General features: G+C 43.6%; 21 protein-coding genes. 20 read left to right on the top strand and 1 reads right to left on the bottom strand.

Annotated features, from left to right (window positions below):
• The first annotated feature begins 264 nt into the window (after positions 1 to 264).
• From LJD61_RS18420 to ade (LJD61_RS18340), 17 genes are all read left to right on the top strand, one after another.
• Positions 265 to 879, top strand: coding sequence for a cysteine hydrolase family protein (locus LJD61_RS18420; RefSeq protein WP_255229030.1), 615 nt, complete (start codon positions 265 to 267; stop codon positions 877 to 879).
• Positions 880 to 898: 19 nt separating this feature from the next.
• A complete protein-coding gene (locus LJD61_RS18415) occupies positions 899 to 1,474 on the top strand; it encodes a UbiX family flavin prenyltransferase (RefSeq protein ID WP_255229029.1) in 576 nt (191 codons plus the stop codon).
• Positions 1,464 to 2,825: a UbiD family decarboxylase gene (locus LJD61_RS18410; protein WP_255229028.1), complete on the top strand. Its 1,362-nt coding sequence runs from the start codon at positions 1,464 to 1,466 to the stop codon at positions 2,823 to 2,825. The genes LJD61_RS18415 and LJD61_RS18410 overlap by 11 nt, the downstream gene beginning before the upstream one ends.
• A gap of 19 nt (positions 2,826 to 2,844) precedes the next feature.
• Positions 2,845 to 3,129 (top strand): BMC domain-containing protein, encoded by a 285-nt coding sequence (locus LJD61_RS18405; protein WP_255229027.1) that lies wholly within the window; start codon positions 2,845 to 2,847, stop codon positions 3,127 to 3,129.
• A gap of 12 nt (positions 3,130 to 3,141) precedes the next feature.
• The gene (locus LJD61_RS18400) at positions 3,142 to 3,444 is read left to right on the top strand and encodes a hypothetical protein (RefSeq protein WP_255229026.1); all 303 of its coding nucleotides are present in this window, start codon (positions 3,142 to 3,144) and stop codon (positions 3,442 to 3,444) included.
• A gap of 2 nt (positions 3,445 to 3,446) precedes the next feature.
• On the top strand, positions 3,447 to 3,785 hold the full coding sequence (locus tag LJD61_RS18395) for a BMC domain-containing protein (protein WP_255229025.1): 339 nt from the start codon (positions 3,447 to 3,449) through the stop codon (positions 3,783 to 3,785).
• Positions 3,786 to 4,067, top strand: a complete 282-nt coding sequence (locus LJD61_RS18390) for a BMC domain-containing protein (protein ID WP_255229024.1) — start codon at positions 3,786 to 3,788, stop codon at positions 4,065 to 4,067.
• A 32-nt stretch (positions 4,068 to 4,099) separates the two neighbouring features.
• The gene (locus tag LJD61_RS18385) at positions 4,100 to 4,324 is read left to right on the top strand and encodes a hypothetical protein (RefSeq protein ID WP_255229023.1); all 225 of its coding nucleotides are present in this window, start codon (positions 4,100 to 4,102) and stop codon (positions 4,322 to 4,324) included.
• Between the two features lie 204 nt (positions 4,325 to 4,528).
• On the top strand, positions 4,529 to 4,798 hold the full coding sequence (locus tag LJD61_RS18380; RefSeq protein ID WP_255229022.1) for a EutN/CcmL family microcompartment protein: 270 nt from the start codon (positions 4,529 to 4,531) through the stop codon (positions 4,796 to 4,798).
• A gap of 12 nt (positions 4,799 to 4,810) precedes the next feature.
• Positions 4,811 to 6,619: an adenine deaminase gene (gene ade, locus LJD61_RS18375; RefSeq protein WP_255229021.1), complete on the top strand. Its 1,809-nt coding sequence runs from the start codon at positions 4,811 to 4,813 to the stop codon at positions 6,617 to 6,619.
• A gap of 420 nt (positions 6,620 to 7,039) precedes the next feature.
• Positions 7,040 to 8,335 (top strand): NCS2 family permease, encoded by a 1,296-nt coding sequence (locus LJD61_RS18370; RefSeq protein WP_408615845.1) that lies wholly within the window; start codon positions 7,040 to 7,042, stop codon positions 8,333 to 8,335.
• A gap of 190 nt (positions 8,336 to 8,525) precedes the next feature.
• The gene (locus LJD61_RS18365; RefSeq protein WP_255229020.1) at positions 8,526 to 9,872 is read left to right on the top strand and encodes a 5'-deoxyadenosine deaminase; all 1,347 of its coding nucleotides are present in this window, start codon (positions 8,526 to 8,528) and stop codon (positions 9,870 to 9,872) included.
• A gap of 19 nt (positions 9,873 to 9,891) precedes the next feature.
• Positions 9,892 to 10,752 (top strand): FAD binding domain-containing protein, encoded by an 861-nt coding sequence (locus LJD61_RS18360; protein ID WP_255229019.1) that lies wholly within the window; start codon positions 9,892 to 9,894, stop codon positions 10,750 to 10,752.
• 294 nt (positions 10,753 to 11,046) lie between these two features.
• A complete protein-coding gene (locus LJD61_RS18355; protein WP_255229018.1) occupies positions 11,047 to 11,541 on the top strand; it encodes a (2Fe-2S)-binding protein in 495 nt (164 codons plus the stop codon).
• Positions 11,522 to 12,802: a xanthine dehydrogenase family protein molybdopterin-binding subunit gene (locus tag LJD61_RS18350; protein WP_333783154.1), complete on the top strand. Its 1,281-nt coding sequence runs from the start codon at positions 11,522 to 11,524 to the stop codon at positions 12,800 to 12,802. The genes LJD61_RS18355 and LJD61_RS18350 overlap by 20 nt, the downstream gene beginning before the upstream one ends.
• Positions 12,799 to 13,746 (top strand): xanthine dehydrogenase family protein molybdopterin-binding subunit, encoded by a 948-nt coding sequence (locus tag LJD61_RS18345; RefSeq protein WP_255229017.1) that lies wholly within the window; start codon positions 12,799 to 12,801, stop codon positions 13,744 to 13,746. The genes LJD61_RS18350 and LJD61_RS18345 overlap by 4 nt, the downstream gene beginning before the upstream one ends.
• On the top strand, positions 13,746 to 15,467 hold the full coding sequence (gene ade / locus LJD61_RS18340) for an adenine deaminase (protein WP_255229015.1): 1,722 nt from the start codon (positions 13,746 to 13,748) through the stop codon (positions 15,465 to 15,467). The genes LJD61_RS18345 and ade (LJD61_RS18340) overlap by 1 nt, the downstream gene beginning before the upstream one ends.
• Positions 15,468 to 15,483: 16 nt before the next feature.
• Here the strand turns inward: ade (LJD61_RS18340) and LJD61_RS18335 are convergent, their stop codons facing one another.
• The gene (locus tag LJD61_RS18335; RefSeq protein ID WP_255229014.1) at positions 15,484 to 16,035 is read right to left on the bottom strand and encodes a TetR/AcrR family transcriptional regulator C-terminal domain-containing protein; all 552 of its coding nucleotides are present in this window, start codon (positions 16,033 to 16,035) and stop codon (positions 15,484 to 15,486) included.
• Positions 16,036 to 16,522: 487 nt separating this feature from the next.
• Here LJD61_RS18335 and LJD61_RS18330 point away from each other — a divergent pair, with 487 nt between their 5' ends.
• The 3 genes from LJD61_RS18330 (at position 16,523) to LJD61_RS18320 (ending at position 20,001) form a co-directional block, all read left to right on the top strand.
• Positions 16,523 to 17,884 carry a radical SAM protein gene (locus tag LJD61_RS18330; protein ID WP_255229013.1) on the top strand — a complete coding sequence of 454 codons (1,362 nt, stop codon included), beginning with the start codon at positions 16,523 to 16,525 and terminating at the stop codon, positions 17,882 to 17,884.
• A gap of 40 nt (positions 17,885 to 17,924) precedes the next feature.
• On the top strand, positions 17,925 to 18,809 hold the full coding sequence (locus tag LJD61_RS18325) for a DegV family protein (RefSeq protein ID WP_255229011.1): 885 nt from the start codon (positions 17,925 to 17,927) through the stop codon (positions 18,807 to 18,809).
• 115 nt (positions 18,810 to 18,924) lie between these two features.
• On the top strand, positions 18,925 to 20,001 hold the full coding sequence (locus LJD61_RS18320) for a GNAT family N-acetyltransferase (protein ID WP_255229009.1): 1,077 nt from the start codon (positions 18,925 to 18,927) through the stop codon (positions 19,999 to 20,001).
• The last annotated feature ends 197 nt before the right edge of the window (positions 20,002 to 20,198 follow it).

Below are 20,198 nucleotides of genomic sequence, written 5' to 3'. Positions count from 1 at the left end.
TCCGGGACTAAGAGTTTGTAAGCTTGCATAGGGCTGCGTCAAAACTCGCATACAGCGCTTGTAATTACTGTTAAGAATCAAGTAAGTTATGCGGCTTTCTGATTTAACAGCATATAGGCTCAAACAGTTGACGCAGCTTTTCCTATACTGCGCTAACAAACTCTAAGTCCCTTCACAAAGCACTCTTTTATCAGTCAGAATAACAAGATTATCAAACCGCTGAAAATGAGTTGTTTAAATAAATATAAATAGAGGAGGGCTTTTATGGGAAAGCATTGCATTCTTGTCATCGATATGTTGAATGACTTTATTGGGGAAAATGCAGCCTTAAGATGTCCCGATGGGGAAAAGATTGTCCCCGCATTGCGCAAGCTGATGGATTATGGAAGAACAAGGCCTGAAGATATCCATATCGTCCATATCCAGGAGGCTCACAGGAAGCATGATGCGGATTTTAGAGTAAGGCCTGTCCATGCCGTCGCCGGAACCTGGGGCTCCCGGATAATCGATGAGCTTAAGCCGGCGGGAGATGAATATGTAATTCCCAAGAGAAGGCACAGCGGGTTTATGTATACGGACCTCGATCTATATCTCAGGGAGGAGAATATAGAGACAGTTGTAGTAACAGGAGTGTGGACCAATGTTTGCGTAAGAAGCACTGCTTCGGATGCCTCCTATAGGGCATACAAGGTGATTGCCATATCCGACTGCTGCGCATCAAAGGACGAAGAAATGCATAGAGCTGGGCTTAGAGACATGGCTATCTTTGCCAAGGTGATGACTGTCGATGAATATATCAAGGCATGGGAAGAAGGGGAAGATCCATGGAAGGATGCGGGGCAGCCCGATAATAAAGAAAAAGGCCGCTGCTGCTCCTGATATGTTTGGAGGAATTTAAATGAGGCTTATTATAGGCATCAGCGGAGGCAGCGGTGCAATCTATGCGCTGGGGCTCTTGCAGACCTTAAAGCTACTTGGAATAGAGACACATCTTGTGATGACGAAAATGGGAGAGGATGTAGTCAAATATGAATGCGGTTTGGATAAAAATGATCTGAGAGAGTTTGCCAAAGAGATTTATTCCTATGATGATCTATATGCTCCGATTGCCAGCGGTACATTTAAAACTGAAGGCATGGTGATCATACCATGCTCGATGAAGACATTGGCTGCCGTAGCCAATGGATATTCCGACAATTTGCTCAGCCGCAGTGCCGATGTGGTTTTGAAGGAGAGACGGAAGCTGGTGGTAGTGCCCAGAGAAACTCCGCTGAGCATCATCCATCTGAAAAATATGCTTGAATTATCCAGAGCAGGTGCAGTCATCATGCCGGCTGCGCCTGGATTTTACACTCACCCTCAATGCATTTCGGATATTGTAGCCATAATGACGGGAAAGATTCTGGATGCCTTTGATATAGATCATGATCTCATCGAGAGATGGGGGGAGAAGGGGAAGGTTGGTGAGAGATAGCGTGATTAGGCAGTCGATGAGGGATTACCTGAAAATATTAGAAGAAAAAAAACAGCTCATGATATGTGAGAAGGAAGTAGACCCAAAATTCGAATTAGGCGCGGTGATAAAAAAGCTGAACGGCATCAAACCCATATTGTTTAAAAAAATCAAGGGCTGCGATATAACTGCAGTGGCGGGTATCTGCGGCGAAAGGTCCAGATATGCAGAGCTGCTGAATACAAGCGATGAAGGAATTGTTTTTTCTCTGATGGAGGCTGTTGCAAATCCGATGCCCTATGAGGTTGTCAGCAGCGGGCCTGTAAAAGAAAACATAATCCGTAGGAACATAGACATTAAAAAGCTGTTTCCGATTCCTACCTTTCATGAAAAGGATTCCAATCCTTTTATTACAGCAGGCATAGTCGTAGTAAAGGATAGGAAAACCGGCAAAAGCCATACCTCGGTGAGGAGACTGCAAGTTTTGGGAGGAAACAGGCTGAGCGTGCTCATAGAGTCGCCGATGCTTCTGGACCAATACTTTGATATGGAAAAAGAAGGCGAGCCTATGGAAATTGCGGTCATACTCGGCTATGATCCGATATTTATGGTTTCATCTCAGGTCAATTCTCAGATATACGGGCTGGACAAGTATGAGGTCGACAGCGCCTTGAGAGGAGAGCCGCTGAAGCTAATAAAATGTGAAACCGTAGACTTGTTGGTGCCGGCATATGCCGAGATCGTGATTGAAGGCTTTATGCCGCCCAAAATCCGTGAAAAAGAAGGGCCCTTTGGTGAAATGGCGGGATATTACGGCGGCGGCACCCTGCAGCCTGTTATGGAAATAACGGCTGTATGCCACCGCAGCAACCCTATATTCCAAATAAATTTTCCTTCGAGCTCAGAGCATGTTTTGCCAAATGGGCTGATGAGAGAAATGCATCTCTATCAACAGATAAAGAATATCATACCCACAGTTAAGGCTGTGTATTTGCCAACGATCGGAGGTTGCAGGTTTCATGCGATAGTTTCAATACGCAAGACCTCTGAGGGAGATGGCAAAAGCGCCATCATTGCTGCCCTGGCAAGCAATAAGGATGTAAAACATGTAGTGGTAGTCGATGAGGATGTGGATATTTTTAATGCTGCTGATGTAGAGTGGGCTATAGCGACCAGGGTTCAAGCGGACAAAGATGTGATCATCATTCCGGGGGCAAGAGGCTCGGGATTGGAACCGACCCATGAGCTTAGAGGTGTTACAGCCAAAATGGGCATTGATGCTACAGCACCCTTGGGAGGGCTGGAAGGCAAATTTGAGAGGACAAGCATACCCGGCTGGGAAAGAATAAATATTTCGGATTATTTCCGGTAATATTTCTGGAGGGATATAAATGGGGAGAGAAGCCCTTGGCATGATAGAGACAAGGGGAATGACAGCAGCCATACAAGCTTCGGATTCGATGGTGAAGACCGCCGATGTAAACATATCAAAGTTTTATGTTGTAGGCTCAGGCTTTGTCATTGCCATGGTAGAAGGCGATGTGGCTGCGGTGAAATCAGCAGTGGAGGCAGGGAAAAACTCCATCGGCAATATAGGAGAATTGATAGCCTGCAATGTATTGCCAAGGCCTCATGAGGATGTAATAAGATTCATTTCTCTGATAGATATGATATAGGAGGGATGCGTTGTGCCGAATCCTTTGATGAGAGTCATGCTTAATAACACGATAAACAAACCTTCAATCAATGCACAGGTACAAAACAAGAATACCGGTGCCGCGAATCTCAGGAAAGAGCAAGAAAGGCTGCTAAAGGAGATATTAGCGGAGCATGATCATATTGCCGACAAAGGGATAAAGCTGATTACTTTAGAGGAACTGCAGAAAGATTATCAAAGAGATGAGCCTGCTGAAGAGCAAAATGAAATGAATAAAGCGAGTAAGAATTTAGTGAGTTTGGCTTCTATAGGCAAGCTGTACAGGGAGGTTTGATGATGGCTGGAGGTGCTTTAGGTCTTATAGAGGTAGTAGGGTTGACAACAGCTTTAGCAGCTCTGGATGCTGCCTGTAAAAATGCGGACGTAAGGCTTGTCGGCTGTGAAAAGGTGATCGGAGTGGATAAAGCAATAAGCATCACTATTGAAATAGCAGGTCAGGTAGCTGCCGTTCAGTCATCTGTGGAGGCGGGTGAAATAGCAGCAAAAAAAGTGGGGAAGGTCATTGCTGTCCATGTAATACCAAGGCCCCATGAGGAATTGGAACAAATCTTTATGAAATTCGAAGAGAAATACAATCAGATATTATTGGATAATAAAATTGAGGAGGAAAAGTAAATGAACGGAGAAGCATTGGGATTAATAGAAACCAAGGGCTTGGTAGGGGCAATAGAAGCTGCTGATGCAATGGTAAAGGCGGCCAATGTAACCATAGTAGGCTACGAGAGGATAGGTTTCGGCTTGGTCACCGTTATGGTGCGGGGGGATGTGGGCGCAGTAAAGGCTGCAACGGATGTAGGCGCCGAGGCCGCCAGAGCGGTGGGAGAGCTTTTCTCGGTGCATGTAATACCCAGGCCTCATGCAGAGGTTGAAAGGGTAATGCTGAAAGAAAATAAGTAGATACATGATTGTTGTGATTGGAGGTCTACTCCGTGGCAGACAAACGAAAATTTACTTATGAGGTTCTTCAAAACCTCACGCACGACAAGAGGTCACCGGTATTCACCGAAGCTGAGAGAGGCAAAAGGGTTATCACTGAAAGCGATATAAACGAGTTGAAAGACGGTCAGGAGCTCATCCTTTCAAAGGGATATATCATCACTCCCCTGGCAAAGGATAGGCTGAAACAAAGAAAAATAGCCCTGATCTTGAAATAAGAAGGATGCAGATGCATGTCAAACGAGACTTCATTGCTATGATAGTCCAGCGACCTTGTCATCCTGAGAGCTATGCCCGAAGGATCTAATTTAAGATTCTTCAGTCGCAGGCTCCTTCAGAATGACCGGGACTGTTTTTGTTTACCGTTGTGCGGATACCGCATGATAATTCAGTGTTAAATAGAAGTTTTGGAGGAATATAAAATGCTTATAGGAAGGGTAATAGGTACGGTTATCGCTACCAGAAAGGATGAAGGCCTGGTAGGGTCCAAGCTTTTGATAACCCAGCCCATGGATTTTGTGGGGCAGGATAGGGATAACCCTCTTATTGCAGTAGATACCGTGGGTGCCGGAGTGGGTGAAGTGGTTATTTATGTCACAGGCAGCGTAGCGCCCTATGCTGTGAAAAAATCCGGAGTTCCCGTGGATGCAGCAATAGTTGGAATAGTTGACAAGATAGACCTTAACGGATAAGGGGTTGAGCATGTGAAAACCGATCATATAAAAATGGCAGTAGATCATAGGATGCTGATCAATCATTTATTGGGTGAGGGAGGATTTGCCGATATCGTGCTTTACGGAGGCAATATAGTAAATGTCATCACAAGGGAGATCTATCCCGGAGATGTAGCAATAAAGGGTAAATACATAATGATGGTTGGAGATGCATCCGGGCTTATCGGGAGCAGGACAAAGGTCATTGATGTACGAGGCAAGCACATTTCTCCGGGCTTTATAGATTCACATATGCATTTTGAAAGCAGCATGCTCACTATTACTGAGTTTTCAAAGCTATCGATTCCGTCGGGCACTACGACGATTGTTGCAGATCCCCATGAAATAGGCAATGCGTTGGGTCCCATAGGTATAAAGGCTATGGCGGAGGAAGCTGATGCGGTGCCAAACAGGATAAGGCTTGTGGTTCCCGCTATGGCTCCTGACAGTCCTACTCTTGAAACGGCGGGTGCTGATATCGATTCAACGGATATGGAAGATCTGCTTCACTATAAAAATATAGCAGGAATCGGGGAGCTCCAAGGATTCAGCAATGTTAAAAATGTATATAAGCATACACCGGAGGCCATCGATGATTTGGTCGCATCAACTGCCTATGCGGCATCATTGGGTAAAATCGTTGACGGAAATGCACCGGAGCTTTTTGGTGAAGAACTCGCCGCTCATATAATCAGCTGCGGAGGGCGATGCTCCTGCCATGAGACTACCACTAAAGAGGAATGCGTCGAAAAATTGAGATACGGCATATATGTTTTTATGAGAGAGGGCTCAACTCAGAGGAATATGGCTGAATGCATTAAGGCGTTGACTGAGGAAGGCTTGGATTCACGAAGGCTTATCTTAGCCACTGATGATATGCTGTCCGATGATTTGGCGGAGCAAGGTCATATGAATGAAATAATAAGGAGGACCATAGCCCAAGGGGTGAGACCCGAAGAAGCGATACAGATGGCCACGATCAATCCGGCCGCCTATTTTGGTTTCAATGATATTGGAGTATTGGCGCCGGGGAAGCTTGCAGACATCGCAATCATCGAAGATTTAGCTCAGATGAAGATAGCGGCAGTATTTATAAACGGGAAGCTCATCTCCAACGGCGGAGAATTGCTGATAAAGCTGCCGCTCTACAAATATCCTGATGCTGTTAAGAATTCGGTTAAGTGCAGCCCTGTTTCCAAAGAAAAATTGGAGATATATAAAGACGGCGATAAGGCGGCGGCCAGATGCATAGTCCTCATACCCGATCAAAATCTTACGGATGCAAAGGTCGTAGATTTGAGGGTATCTGATGGAAAAGTTCAATGCGATATAAGCAATGATATTTTGCACATCGCTTGTGTAGAACGATATGGGAAAACCGGAGGCATCGGCAAAGCTTTTGTGACCGGCTTTGGCCTCAAGGAGGGTGCTTTTGCTGAGAGCATTGCACATGATGCGCATAATATCATAGCGATAGGCACGAATACAAAGGATATGGCGCTGGCGATCAACAGGGTCATAGAAATGAAAGGCGGTATAGCCATAGCAAAGGGCGGGGCAGTATTGAATGAATTGTCCCTGCCTGTCGGGGGCTTGATCACCGATGAGCTGACAGCCTATGAGCTCAGCAGCAAGATGCGGGAGCTCAACAATGCGGTAAAGGATAGGCTTGGATGCAAAGTTCATGCGCCTTTTATGCACCTGTCATTCCTGGCTTTGACTACAAGCCCCAAGTGGAAGATCACCGACAAAGGTCTGATAGATGTCAACAGCTTTGAAATATTGCCGCCTGTAATTTAACTCATTGTGGTAGCTGATAAAAAAGTATTTTGTGAAGCGGCTTAGAGTTTGTTAGCGAAGTCAAGGTGAATTGCGACACAGGAGCAAGAGAAGGTGCCCTGGGGCAATAGGAAAAGCTGCGTCAACTGTTTGAGCCTATATGCTGTTAAATCTAGAACTCTCATAACTTACTTGAATCTTAAAAGTAATGACAAAGACTACATGCGAGTTTTGACGCAGCCCTATACAAGCTTACAAAGTCTTAGCCTTGAAGCTTTATACTTGTTATCAGCTACCACAACCGATTAATTTAGTTATCGGATACAGGATAAAGGCAAAAGCGAAGGGAGGTATAGCTATAACTTTTTCCAAAATAGATCAATAAAAGGAGGGAATAACGTGGATTTGCAGACAAGAGCAAACAAAAATCCTAACTCAGGTATGTTGGAAAAGCTGTTTAAATTAAACGAGCATAAGACTACTGTTAGAACTGAAATCATAGCCGGGTTAACCACATTTATGACTATGGCTTATATCATCATTGTAAATCCTTTGACATTGAAAGAAGCAGGTATGGACTTCGGCGCTGTATTGACCGCCACCTGCCTTGCATCCGGACTCACAACGATCCTGATGGCCTTTTTGGCCAATTACCCCTTCGCCCTGGCACCGGGCATGGGGCTTAATTCTTTCTTTGCCTATGGAGTGGTAATCGGCATGGGCTATAGCTGGCAATTGGCTTTAACTGCGGTATTTGTGGAAGGAATAATATTCATAATAATGTCCTTTTTTAAGGTCAGAGAAGCAATTATCGATTCGATACCCATGAACTTGAAATATGCGGTCAGTGCAGGCATTGGGCTTTTCATTGCCTTTATAGGCTTTGTAAATGCGGGGATCGTCAAAGCCGGAGGGGCAATATTAGAGCTTGGAGACATGAAAAGCCCGTCTGCCATACTTGCCGTACTGGGTTTAATAATAACCGGAGTATTGTTGCATAAAAGAGTAAAGGGAGCCTTATTCATAGGTATATTAATATCAACGGCTATAGGAATAATCATGGGTGTGGCCAAGCTGCCGGAAAGCATTATTCAAGCTCCTCTGTCCATGGCTCCTACATTCCTTGCAGTATTAAAAACAGATTGGTCAACTATATTCAGCATTGATTTTTTGATCATCATGTTTACTTTCCTGTTTGTAGATGTCTTCGATACTGTGGGAACAGTCATAGGAGTTGCTTCCAAGGCAGATATGCTGGACAAGGACGGAAAACTTCCTAAGGCCAGCAACGTACTCCTTACGGATGCCATTGGAACCGTTTTGGGTTCACTGTTTGGGACCAGTACGGTAACCACCTATGTGGAAAGCGCATCGGGGGTTGCTGAGGGGGGAAGGACAGGGCTGACAGCTTTAACAACAGGAGTTTTATTCTTGCTGGCTCTGTTGTTCTCTCCCATATTCCTGATAATACCCGGGGCAGCTACCGCCCCTGCATTGATTTTGGTAGGGTTGTTTATGATGGAGCCGATCTTGAGGATCGATCTGAAGGACTATACTGAAGCAATACCTGCGTTTTTAACGATCATCATGATGCCTATATCCTATAGTATTGCCGAAGGCATTGTTTTTGGAATGCTGTCATATACTTTACTTAAAACATTAACGGGAAAAGCAAAGGAAGTATCAATCGTGATGTATGTACTGTCACTGATTTTTGTTTTTAAGTTTATAGTATAGTCAGGCCGGGAGGCTGTTGCAAAATTCCAACTTTTACATTAATATGAAAGTCCAGCGACCTTGTCATCCTGAGGGCTATGCTCGAAGGATCTAATTTAAGATTCTTCAGTCGCTTTACTCCTTTAGAATGACAGGTTGAATGTGTTATGCAACAGCCCCCTTATTGAAACAATGAAAGGGGGACACAGACATGGACACCTTGCTGATCAAAGATGGTACTATTGTAACTATGAACCCAAAGAGAGATATCTTTGAGGGTGATATATTAGTAGCAGACGGCAGAATACAATTTATGGGGCATGATCCGGATATTAAAGCAGATAAAGAGATAAATGCCTATGGCAAAGTCATAATTCCGGGCCTTATACAATCTCATGTGCATCTTACGCAGGCACTTTTCAGAGGGCAGGGTGACGATTTGGAGCTTATGGATTGGCTGAAAAAGAGGATATGGCCATTAGAAGGTGCCCATGACAGTGAATCCAACTATTATTCGGCAAAGCTTGGCATATCAGAGCTGATCAAAGGGGCGACAACAACGGTAGTGGATATGGAATCCGTGCATCATACAGACAGTGCGATAGATGCCATATATGAACCCGGCATCAGGGCGATAACAGGAAAATGCATGATGGATTATGGCGCAGATGTACCTTCAACTATGATGGAAAGGACAGAGGATTCTATTGAGGAGAGTCTCTATCTGTTAAACAAATGGCATATGAAGGATAATGGCAGGATCAGGTATGCCTTTGCCCCAAGATTTGTAGTCTCCTGCACCGAGGAGCTGCTGATGCGCGTCAGGGATTTAGCCGGGGAAAACAATGCGATGATACATACTCATGCCTCTGAAAATCTGGGGGAAATCGAATTCGTCATGAAGGACAGGGGGATGAGGAACATTTCATATCTAAAGAAGATAGGGCTTACAGGGTCCAATCTCATTCTTGCCCATTGCATATGGCTGGATGATGATGAGATGAAAATCCTTGCGGAAACGGGGACCAAGGTTGCCCACTGCCCAAATTCCAATTTGAAATTGGCATCCGGCATTGCGAAAATACCGGAAATGATGAAAATGGGCATCAATGTATCTATTGGAGCGGACGGAACACCCTGCAACAACAATATGGATATGTTTAATGAAATGAGAACAGCAGCGTTGATTCAAAAGGGAAGGCTGTTAGACTCTACCGTCATGCCTGCGGAAACCATTTTTGAGCTTGCTACCTTAGGCGGGGCCAAAGCCATAGGCCTGGAAGATGAAATAGGCAGCTTGGAAATCGGAAAAAAGGCAGATTTAGCAATATTGGATTTAGATAATATTCATACCGCACCATCTATGGAAGTCAATTTGATATCACGGGTAGTATATTCTGCCAAGGCTTCGGATGTGATCACGACCATAGTAGATGGCAAGATACTGATGGAAGATAGGATGCTTAAGACTTTAAATGAAGAGGAAATAAAGGATAATTGCAATAGGCTTATCAGCAGACAGATAAGCAAAAGCAGAATAATCAAAGATAGTCTTTAAGGATGATGGGGGAATATATATGGATATCAAGCTATATAAACCCGGTACATTGAATGAAGCCTTAGTATTGGCATCTTATGAGGGAAGCAAAATCATTGCAGGCGGTACGGATTTAATTATACAGCTTAGAAATCAAGAGGAAAAACCGGAGCTTCTGGTTGATATAAGCGGCCTGTCTGAACTCAGGGAAATAAAGATTGAGAAAGATAAGATAAGCATAGGCTCTGCCGTAACCTTCACAGATATAATTGAAAATCGGTATATAAAAGAGCGATTGCCTTTTCTTGTAAATATGGCTATGAAGATGGGGGCAGTTCAAATACAAAATCGGGCAACCATAGGGGGAAACATTTGTAATGCTGCACCGGCAGCAGATAGCATACCTTTATTTATGGCCCTGGGCGCTGAATGCGTGATCATCAGCCAAAGGGGCGTAAGGCAAGCACCTCTCAGCAGCTTTATAAACAATAAAGGAAAAACTGAGCTGAATGAGGTCGAAATATTAAAGTCAATAAATTTTAACATTTTAAGAGAAAATGAGGGCTGTGGATTTTCTAAGCTGGGCAGGAGAAACGCTTTAAGCATATCCACCATATCCTGCGCAGTCAAAATATTATTGACCGAAAACAGGATTCAAGATATCTGCATATATACAGGCAGCCTTGGAATAAAAGCGACTAAAGAAGAAAAGACAGAGAACTACCTTAAGGATGCCGTATTCAATGAGCAAAATATAGAAGGAGCAGCAGATGTTCTATCCAGGGAAGTGGCTGAAAGGCTTGAATCCAGAGCTTCTATGCCTTATAAGAGAGTTGCGGTAAAGGCTGTTTTCAGGGAAGCCTGCCTCACGGCCGCAGAAAAATTGATTTTACTGTATTAATTGTTGCGCTGACTGATAAAAGAGTGCATTCCCTGTCATTCTGAAGGAGCAAAGCGACTGAAGAATCTCAAATTAGATCCTTCGGGCATAGCCCTCAGGATGACAAGGTCGCTGGACTTTCATAGCAATGAAGTCTCGTTCAATGTGAAGAGACTTAAAGTTTGTTAGTTTTGACGCAACCCTATGCAAGCTTACAAAGTCTTAGTCCCGGAGCTTTCGCAATCGTTATCAGTTAAAGCAACAAGTATTTGAAAACTGCCAAAAATGGGTTATTGCAGTAGGGGGTATGGGTTTATGAAGGGAAAAATAAGCTTTACACTAAACGGCAGCCATATATCCATGGAGGCTGATCTGAGCACAAGATTGATAGATTTTTTGAGAGATGAGCTCAAGCTGGTCGGCACTAAGGAAGGATGCAGCCAGGGAGAATGCGGCGCCTGTACAGTCATAATCGACGGCAGGACGGCAAATTCTTGCCTTGTCCTTCTTGGTCAGGTCCAGGGAGCTGCTGTAACTACTATAGAAGGCTTAGGAGACGAGCAGAATTTACACCCTATACAGGAGGCCTTCATTGAAGAGGGAGCAGTGCAATGCGGCTATTGCATACCGGGTATGGTACTGTCGGCAAAGGCTTTATTGGATAAAAACAATAAACCGGGCAAAGAAGATATCAGAAGGGCTATATCGGGAAACCTGTGCAGATGCACCGGATATAAGAAGATTGAAAAAGCGATAATCAGAGCCTCGGAGAAGATGAAGGAGGCGGGATATGATGATGGAAACTCTTAAGACTGTGGGGAAAAGCGAGATAAGGATAGATGCAAGAGAAAAGGTTATGGGCAGAGCGCTATATCCCGGTGATGTCTATATGGATAACATGGCCTATGGATATACATTAAGATCTTCTATCCCTTGTGGAGAAATCAAGGTGGATAAAAGCGAAGCCCAAAAGCATCCGGAGGTGCTGCATGTTTTTACTGCTGAGGATGTAACGGGTAATAACCACCATGGCGTTATTATCAAAGATCATGAAGTGTTCTGTTCAAAAAAGGTGAGAAGGATCGGCGAGCCCATAGCTTTTATAGTGGCTGAAAGCTATGAAGCAGCCAAAGAAGCTGCAAAATCAGTAAATATAGAATATAAAGAGCTGCCTGCCATATTTGACCCGGCGGAAGCCATGAAGGATGATGCGCCAAGGGTCCATGACGATAAAGAAAATCTGATATTTCATTTTAAATTAAGAAATGGAGATATAGAGCGAGGCTTTAAAAATTCTGATATAATAATAGAAAATAATTATGAATCTTCAATGGCAGAGCATGGTTTCCTGCAGCCGGAGGCAGGAGTTGCATATATCGATGAAAATGGTAGCCTCAGCCTTATTGCTGCAACTCAATATCCTCATTATGACAGGGATGAAATTGCCCAGGCTCTAGACCTTCCCCAGGGAAAAATAAGAATAATAACGTCAGCAGTGGGGGGAGCTTTCGGCGGCAGGGAGGATATAACGCTGCAGATCCATTTGGCTCTGGCTGCATACAAGCTTAAAAGGCCTGTAAAAGCAATATATTCAAGGGAGGAATCCTTTATCGCCCATTCCAAGAGACATCCCTTTCACATGCGCTATAAAACAGGAGTCAAAAAGGACGGCACTTTGATGGCAATGGAGGCCGAAATAATCGGAGACTCGGGCGCCCATGCATCCTGGGCTATAAATGTATTGAGAAAAGCCGGAGTCCATGCAACTGGCCCTTACATGGTACCCAATGTGAAAGTTGATTGCTATGCAGTATATACAAACAATCCATTCACAGGAGCCATGAGGGGATTTGGCGCTGCTCAGGTAGCTATGGCTTATGAACAGCAGATAGACGAAATAGCAAGAAGGATAAATATAAGCCCTATAGATTTGAGACTAAAAAACTGCTTTAAGCCAGGCAGGAGAACAGCTACCGGGCAAATATTGGAGGAGTCGGCGCCATTGGAGATGATGATAAAAAAAGCGGCAGAGAAAATAGGCTATAACATCTCTTCGGAGGTGAGAACATGAAAAAAAGAGGCAAGGGCATAGCTGCGACATTTTACGGAACAGGCTATGGCAATGGTTTTCCTGACATTTCCATATGCGAGGCAGAGGTGGATGAGCAAGGGAGGATACTGATATACACCGGAGCTACAGAAGTGGGCCAGGGTGCTAAAACCGTATTGTCTCAAATTGCAGCGGAGGCGATGGGAGTCGGCTTGGAAAGCATAGTTCTCATTTGCGAAGATACTTGCTGCACCCCGGATGCCGGAACAGCAGCGGCAAGCCGGCAAACTTATAATACAGGCAATAGTGTACGCCTGGCTTGTATGAGGCTGGAAGAAATGGTCAAGGGGATTGAAGAGCGATATATGAGCTTAAAGGGTATGCCTGTTAAAAAGCTGAGCTTGAAAGAAATATATGAAGCTGCAAAAGCAGAGGGGATAGCTCTGAAAGCTGGAGATTCCTTTACAGCCCGCACATATGCTGTGGATGAAGAAAATGGCCTGGGCGATCCTTACTGGCCTTATACATTTTCTTGCTATGCGGCCGAGGTAGAGGTTGATACTGAAACCGGGAGGGTGGAAGTGCTCAAGGCTTATTGTGTGCAAGATGTAGGCAAAGCGATCAATCCTCTGATGATTGAAGGGCAAATAGAAGGGGGCTTTGCCATGGGTATGGGCTGGGCCCTTTACGAGGATTTGAACTTAAGCCGCGGCATCATCAAAAACAATAATTTTTCAAAGTATATCATACCCACTTCTATGGATATGCCGGATATATGCAGCGTTATTGTGGAAGAGGTCGAATCGACGGGACCTTATGGTGCCAAAGGTATCGGTGAGCCTGTCATGCTCGCTGCAATGCCCGCAATACTGAATGCCGTATATGATGCGGTGGGCATAAGGATCACAAAGCTTCCTGCAAGTCCGGAGCATGTTATAAAGAAATTGAAGGGAGGCAGGCCTTGATGAGAGAGATAATAACTGCGCTGATAGATGTAGCAGCCGGGAGAGCCAAGGCTCAGATCGTATTTAAAAACATCAATATAGTAAATGTATTTACAGGAGAAATAATAAAGGCTGATGTAGCAGTACATGATGGATATATTGCAGGCATAGGTGAGTATGAAGGGGCGGAGGAATATGACATGGAGGGCAAATTTTTATGCCCGGGCTTTATAGATTCACATATGCATATAGAATCCGCCATGGTCACTCCGGGAGAATTTGCAAGGGCAGTTACGGTAAGAGGCACCACGGGAATAATAGCCGACCCTCATGAAATTGCAAATGTCAAGGGCATAGCAGGGATAAAATATATGCTGGAGGGAACCGAAAATCTGCCCATCGATGTGTACATAATGCTGCCGTCATGTGTGCCTGCCACTCCCTTTGAAAATTCAGGCAGCATACTTAAAGCCGAGGATCTGATAGAGCTTATAAATCATCCGAGGGTATTGGGCTTGGGGGAACTGATGGATTTTGAAAATGTTATAAACTGCGAAAAAACAATTATAAATAAAATAGTTCTATGCCAAAATTCCGGCAAGGTTGTTGACGGGCACGGACCCGGCTTAAGCGGCAGGGATATAAATGCATATGCAGCCTCAGGCGTAAGAACAGAGCACGAATGCACGACCCCGGAAGAAGCTGTGGAGAGGCTGAGGTTAGGAATGCATATAATGTTGAGGGAAGGCTCTGCGGCAAAGAATCTGGTAGACTTGCTTCCCGCGCTGAATAGCAGCAGCATAAACAGATGCATGTTCTGTACTGATGACCGACATCCGGAAGATATTTTGAAGCATGGTCATATCGACAACAATGTGAGATTGGCAATAAAAAATGGTGTTGATCCTGTTACAGCTATTCAGATGGCTACCATCAATGTTGGCCGGTGCTATAATTTGCACAGGGTGGGGGGCATAGCTCCGGGATATAAAGCAGATTTGCTGATCCTCAATGACTTAGAAAACATAGAAATATACCAGGTCTATAAAAACGGCAGGCTGATAGCTGAAAATAATGAGGCTCTATTCGATATAATTTCTATAAACGACTCAAAGATGCGCAATTCAGTAAATATCAAAGAGCTGGAAGAGGATAGCTTCCAGATCAAGAATGACCACGGCCAATTGAGAATAATAGAATTGGTTCCAAACTCGTTGATAACAAAAACATTGATCAGTGAGGTAATAAAAACTGATGGCAAATATTATTCTAAAGACGGAGAAGAACTGCTCAAGATTGCCGTGATTGAAAGACACAATGCTACCGGCAACATAGGCTTGGGGCTTGTTTCGGGATTAGGGCTTAAGGATGGTGCCATAGCTTCTTCTGTCGCTCATGACTCTCATAATATAGTAGTGATCGGTGACAATGACAGGGATATGAAAAGGGCCGTAGAAGAGCTTGAAGAGATTGGCGGCGGTGTCGCCATCGCTTCCGGAGGAGAAATAATTAAATATCTGGGCTTGCCCATAGCAGGTCTGATGAGCGACAGCCCTATAGAGGAAATACAGAGCATTTTAGCAGATCTTATCGAGACGGCTTATAAAATGGGGGTTAATAAGGATTATGATCCATCCATGACATTATCTTTTTTAGCATTGCCTGTAATACCTGAGATAAAGCTGACGGATTTAGGCCTTTTTGATGTAAATAGCTTTAAATTTGTGAGCATAAACATATAACAATTTTATGGCATCATCATTTCTTAAAGTATTTTTCAATGACAAACTCCAGACATTCCTCAGTCATAGGATAAAAAAGAAAATCATATTCATCGGGAGGCGTTTTCATGCCTTCCTTTGCCCATTGAGTGATGCATCCGATAGCAGCATTGGTAAAATAATTTGCAATCATATGCATATCGCCGAATGCCATCTCACGTGCTCCGATGATCGATGCGATCTTCATCATTATTATATCATAAGCAATCTTGAACAGATGCTCTCTTAGATTGTTCTGCACATCCGATGTTAGGGCAGCGATATAAAAATCTTTATTCTCATACAGATGCTCAACAAGATCATCTATAACCGTATTGTCCGGATTCGAATCAGTAAGGCTTGCAAACTCACTGTCAAAAATCCAGCAGATCAGTGCTTGTTTATCGTGAAAGTGATAATAAAATGTTTTTCTGTTAATGCCGCATGCTTCTACGATATCCCGAACGCTTATTTTGTCGAGGGGATTGTGTGTCATTAGCTGCTTTAGAGTTTGAGCTATCAATAATTTGGTAAGTTCAGGCTTCGCCATTCATCATCACTCCATATATGGACAATTTATCAAATTTGTCTAAAAATCCAACATTATTGGTTTATTGTGTAAAATTTGGACACTTAGACAGGACTATTGGTTAATTATAATCTTACAATATGCTAAGCTAGTTGTAAAGCTGTGAGAAATTGATGCGGCCGAGTATGCTTTAATATGTCATTATAGCTGTCAAGTTGTAATATATTATTTTAGACAGGATATTGCTTGAACTTGTTGAACGAGACTTCATTCAGAGGGGGATTCAGCCCCCACTGAATGTTAGTCGAGTCCATAGAAGGTGAATTGCCCCACAGGGGCAAGAGAGGCTGCCCTGGGGCACTGGACTTAGCCGCTCTTGGCACCCGCCGCCTATAGAGGCGGGGGTCGCCTGTGCCCTGTGGGTATAGAGCGGGTTAGTTCAGTGATAAAACTGGGATGTATCAGAATTGATAATGGGTTAAGTAAATAAATATGGGGGTCGTAAATAATGAAAACTCTAAAAGAAAAGGTTGAAGCTTACGGTTTGAACAAAGTGCTTGCCTATATGGATTCCGATTATGAAAATAACATTCCAAAGGTGCTTGATTGGCTGGAGCGTTTTGACAAGGGAGGCTTATACTCAGGCGCTTACAGGGCTGTAAGAGAGATCATAGAAGATCCCGACAATAATTGGAATGTATATCTTAAAAGCATTTATACGGATTTGGATGAAGAGACAAGATGCATGTTTATGAAAAACTTCTTGGTTAACGCCGCCATTCTCGGAAGGAAGAAGCAGCTTGACATAGCCCAAAAAGAAGACTGCAATGTGCCGTGGGCAATACTCATGGATCCGACTTCAGCCTGCAATCTGAGGTGCACCGGCTGCTGGGCGGCAGAATATGGCGATAAGCTGAATATGAGTCTTGAAACGCTGAATAGAATTATTGAGCAAGGCAAGGACCTTGGCATATATATGTACATCTACTCAGGGGGCGAACCTCTGGTCCGCAAAAAAGATATAATCACATTGTGTGAAAAGCATGATGAATGTGTCTTTCTTGCATTTACAAACGGTACCCTCATAGATGAGAATTTTGCAGACGAAATGAAGAGGGTGCATAACTTTGTTCCTGCCATCAGCATCGAAGGCTTTGAAGAAGCTACCGACAGCCGCCGTGGGAAAGGAACCTACAATCAAGTTATAAAAGCTATGGAAATACTGAAAGAGCGCATGCTTCCCTTCGGCATCTCTACCTGTTATACATCAAAGAATGTAGCTGAAGTGGGAAGCGACGAGTATATTGATGCGATGATAAAAAACGGTGCAAAATTCTGCTGGTATTTCACCTATATGCCCATCGGAAACGGTGCTCCCACTGACCTTATGGCTACAGATGAACAAAGAGAGTTCATGTATCACCAGGTACGCCGCTTCAGAAAGGAAAAACCAATATTTTTATTGGATTTTTGGAATGATGGAGAATATGTCGAAGGCTGCATTGCCGGAGGTCGTAATTATCTGCACATAAATGCAAACGGTGATGTGGAGCCCTGCGCATTTATACATTATTCCAATGTGAATATAAAGGATGTTTCTCTGATGGAGGCTCTCAAATCCCCATTGTTCGCGGAGTACCGAAAAGGTCAGCCTTTCAACAAGAATCATCTTCGCCCATGTCCGCTGCTGGATAATCAAGGGGCTTTGGCCGGCATGGTCAAGCGTTCCGGTGCTCATTCAACCGATATGGCAAGCCCTGAGGATGTTGATCTTTTGACCGCTAAATGCAAGGATGCCGCCGATAGATGGGAAGTGACTTCGGAAAAAATATGGATCAATTCTCCTGCAGGTAAAAAAAGCATAAATTGATACGATTGAAATATATAAGTACTATGATAAGTCTTTTTGTATGATCGATACTATAAATTTTGAGGTGAAAATGGTGGGCAAAATCGTATTGAGTGCAGACAGCACCTGTGATCTTGATGATATGCTGAAGGAACGCTATCAGGTAAATATCCGTCCTTTGCACGTCATATTAGGCAATGATCAATATAAGGATGGTATGGACATAACTGCAGACGATATCTATAATGCTTATAGCCGTTATCATATAATACCCAAAACTGCAGCAATTAATGTTCAGGAGTTTATAGACTATTTCAAGAAATGGACTGATGAAGGATACTCGGTTATCCATTTCAATCTTGGCTCCGGGCTTTCTTCGTCATATCAAAACTGCTGCATAGCTGCTCAAGAGCTTGGCAATGTTTATCCCATTGATTCCTGCAGCCTTTCAACCGGCACGGGTTTGCTCGCCATAGAAGCGGCTGAGCGCATAGCCCAAGGGATGGAAGCTCCCAAGATCGTGCAGGAAATAAATGACATAAAAGCTGAGGTTCACGCCAGCTTTATAATCGACACTCTTGAATTTTTGCACGCAGGCGGAAGATGCTCAGCATTGGCGGCTTTGGGGGCAAATATATTAAACATAAAGCCCTGCATTGAAGTGGATATTGCAGACGGAAAAATGAGCGTAGGTAAAAAATATCGGGGTACGCTGGATAAAGTGCTTAAGCAATACACTGCAGATAAGCTTGAACAATATCCGAATATTAAGCTTGATAGGATTTTTATCACCCATTCCGGCATATCTCAAGAACGAATTGATCTTGTAAAGAAAACCATACAAGATATTGCCGGATTTAGGGAAATATTGGTCACCCGAGCAGGATGTACGATCTCGTCTCACTGCGGGCCAAACACGCTGGGCGTGTTATTTATGACAGAATAATAAATTTAATTACATAGTTTCTGCCCCTTTGAGGGCTTTTTTTTATGTCTATACATCTTCATATATGCTATAATATTAAAGATAAACTATTGAGTCAGGTTAGAGGTGAGATTTATTGAACCCGGATTACACGATAAAGGACTATGAGGACAACAGTTGGCCAGGGGTATCTGGATTATTCAAAGAGGTTTTTGGAAAGAATATAGACCTTAAGCATTTCAAATGGAAGAATGAAGATAATCCCCAGGGCAAGTCTATAATAAAGCTGGCTGTCAAAGATGATAAAATCCTGGGGCTCTCTTGCATTTGGAGATTTAGAGTGAACTTTTTGGGGGAAAGCATCCAGGCAGGCCAGTCGGTTGACGCAATGGTAGATAAAGATCATAGAAAGATGGGCATATTTGAGAATATGGCTATGGCAGCTGTTGATGATATGAGAAAGGAAGACATGCAGCTGAGGTTTAATTTTCCCAACGAAGCTGCATATATGGCATCGTTGAATAAAATCAACATAAAGAAGGTTTGCCAGATTCCCCAGTATATAAAAATACTAAAAGGAAGAAAGGCTTTGGGCATGTTTTCCGGCAAAAAGATCATCAATGCTGTTGGAGGAGCTCTTTTTGACCTCTATGGCAAAGCCGGAAATATAATTTTTAAAAAGCCAAAGATCTATGATATCAGGGAAGTTAAATCGTTTGACCAGGATTTTGATACGCTATGGGATAAAGTAAAAAATGAATATCCTATTTCTATCGAGCGCAGCTCACAATACCTCAACTGGAGGTATATTAACGGGCCTCAAGGGTATAAGGCTTTTGCGGCTTATAAAAATGATGAACTTATAGGGTATATAGTTGCGGCATTGGAAGATAAGCCGGGCAAAGCCGGGGAAACGCTGCTTCTGGGTCATATTGCAGATTTGATCTGCATTAAGGAACATAAGGATGGGGCAGCAGACCTGATCAATGAAGCTGAAAAATACTTAAAGGACAGCGGAGCCTGCGCTATTTCTTGCTGGATGATAAAAGAGTGGTTTTATGCAGAAATGTTGACAAAGCTGGCGTTCTTGCAGCTTCGCTCGCCTTCGGTGCTGACGGCTCTGCCTGTTGGAGATACGGCAGCGGCTATGAAGGATTTCATCTATGACTATAAAAACTGGTATGTTACTATAGGAGATTCGGATTATATTTGAACGAGACTTCATTGTTATGTAAGCCCAGCGACCTTGTCATCCTGAGGGCTCTGCCCGAAGGATCTAATTTAAGATCCTTCAGTCGCTTTGCTCCTTCAGAATTACTACGCGTTATCCGCACCACGATAAACGAATACAAACCGTTATCTCCTTACTTTCTTGGATATACTTTAGTTATGGCATGAGTTCGAGTGTCA

Origin of the sequence: Lutispora saccharofermentans, assembly GCF_024363565.1 — a bacterium.
Classification (GTDB): domain Bacteria; phylum Bacillota; class Clostridia; order Lutisporales; family Lutisporaceae; genus Lutispora; species Lutispora saccharofermentans.
Note: the sequence above shows the minus strand (reverse complement) of the source record. Positions and strands in the feature narration are given on the sequence as shown.

Coding starts and splice junctions, on each gene's coding strand:
- ade (WP_255229015.1), top strand. CDS start 13,746: ATGAGAGAGATAATAACTGCGCTGATAGATGTAGCAGCCGGGAGAGCC.
- LJD61_RS18370 (WP_408615845.1), top strand. CDS start 7,040: ATGTTGGAAAAGCTGTTTAAATTAAACGAGCATAAGACTACTGTTAGA.
- LJD61_RS18360 (WP_255229019.1), top strand. CDS start 9,892: ATGGATATCAAGCTATATAAACCCGGTACATTGAATGAAGCCTTAGTA.
- LJD61_RS18335 (WP_255229014.1), bottom strand. CDS start 16,035: ATGGCGAAGCCTGAACTTACCAAATTATTGATAGCTCAAACTCTAAAG.
- LJD61_RS18390 (WP_255229024.1), top strand. CDS start 3,786: ATGAACGGAGAAGCATTGGGATTAATAGAAACCAAGGGCTTGGTAGGG.
- LJD61_RS18420 (WP_255229030.1), top strand. CDS start 265: ATGGGAAAGCATTGCATTCTTGTCATCGATATGTTGAATGACTTTATT.
- LJD61_RS18415 (WP_255229029.1), top strand. CDS start 899: ATGAGGCTTATTATAGGCATCAGCGGAGGCAGCGGTGCAATCTATGCG.
- LJD61_RS18380 (WP_255229022.1), top strand. CDS start 4,529: ATGCTTATAGGAAGGGTAATAGGTACGGTTATCGCTACCAGAAAGGAT.
- LJD61_RS18405 (WP_255229027.1), top strand. CDS start 2,845: ATGGGGAGAGAAGCCCTTGGCATGATAGAGACAAGGGGAATGACAGCA.
- LJD61_RS18355 (WP_255229018.1), top strand. CDS start 11,047: ATGAAGGGAAAAATAAGCTTTACACTAAACGGCAGCCATATATCCATG.
- LJD61_RS18325 (WP_255229011.1), top strand. CDS start 17,925: ATGATCGATACTATAAATTTTGAGGTGAAAATGGTGGGCAAAATCGTA.
- LJD61_RS18365 (WP_255229020.1), top strand. CDS start 8,526: ATGGACACCTTGCTGATCAAAGATGGTACTATTGTAACTATGAACCCA.
- LJD61_RS18330 (WP_255229013.1), top strand. CDS start 16,523: ATGAAAACTCTAAAAGAAAAGGTTGAAGCTTACGGTTTGAACAAAGTG.
- LJD61_RS18395 (WP_255229025.1), top strand. CDS start 3,447: ATGGCTGGAGGTGCTTTAGGTCTTATAGAGGTAGTAGGGTTGACAACA.
- LJD61_RS18345 (WP_255229017.1), top strand. CDS start 12,799: ATGAAAAAAAGAGGCAAGGGCATAGCTGCGACATTTTACGGAACAGGC.
- LJD61_RS18350 (WP_333783154.1), top strand. CDS start 11,522: ATGATGATGGAAACTCTTAAGACTGTGGGGAAAAGCGAGATAAGGATA.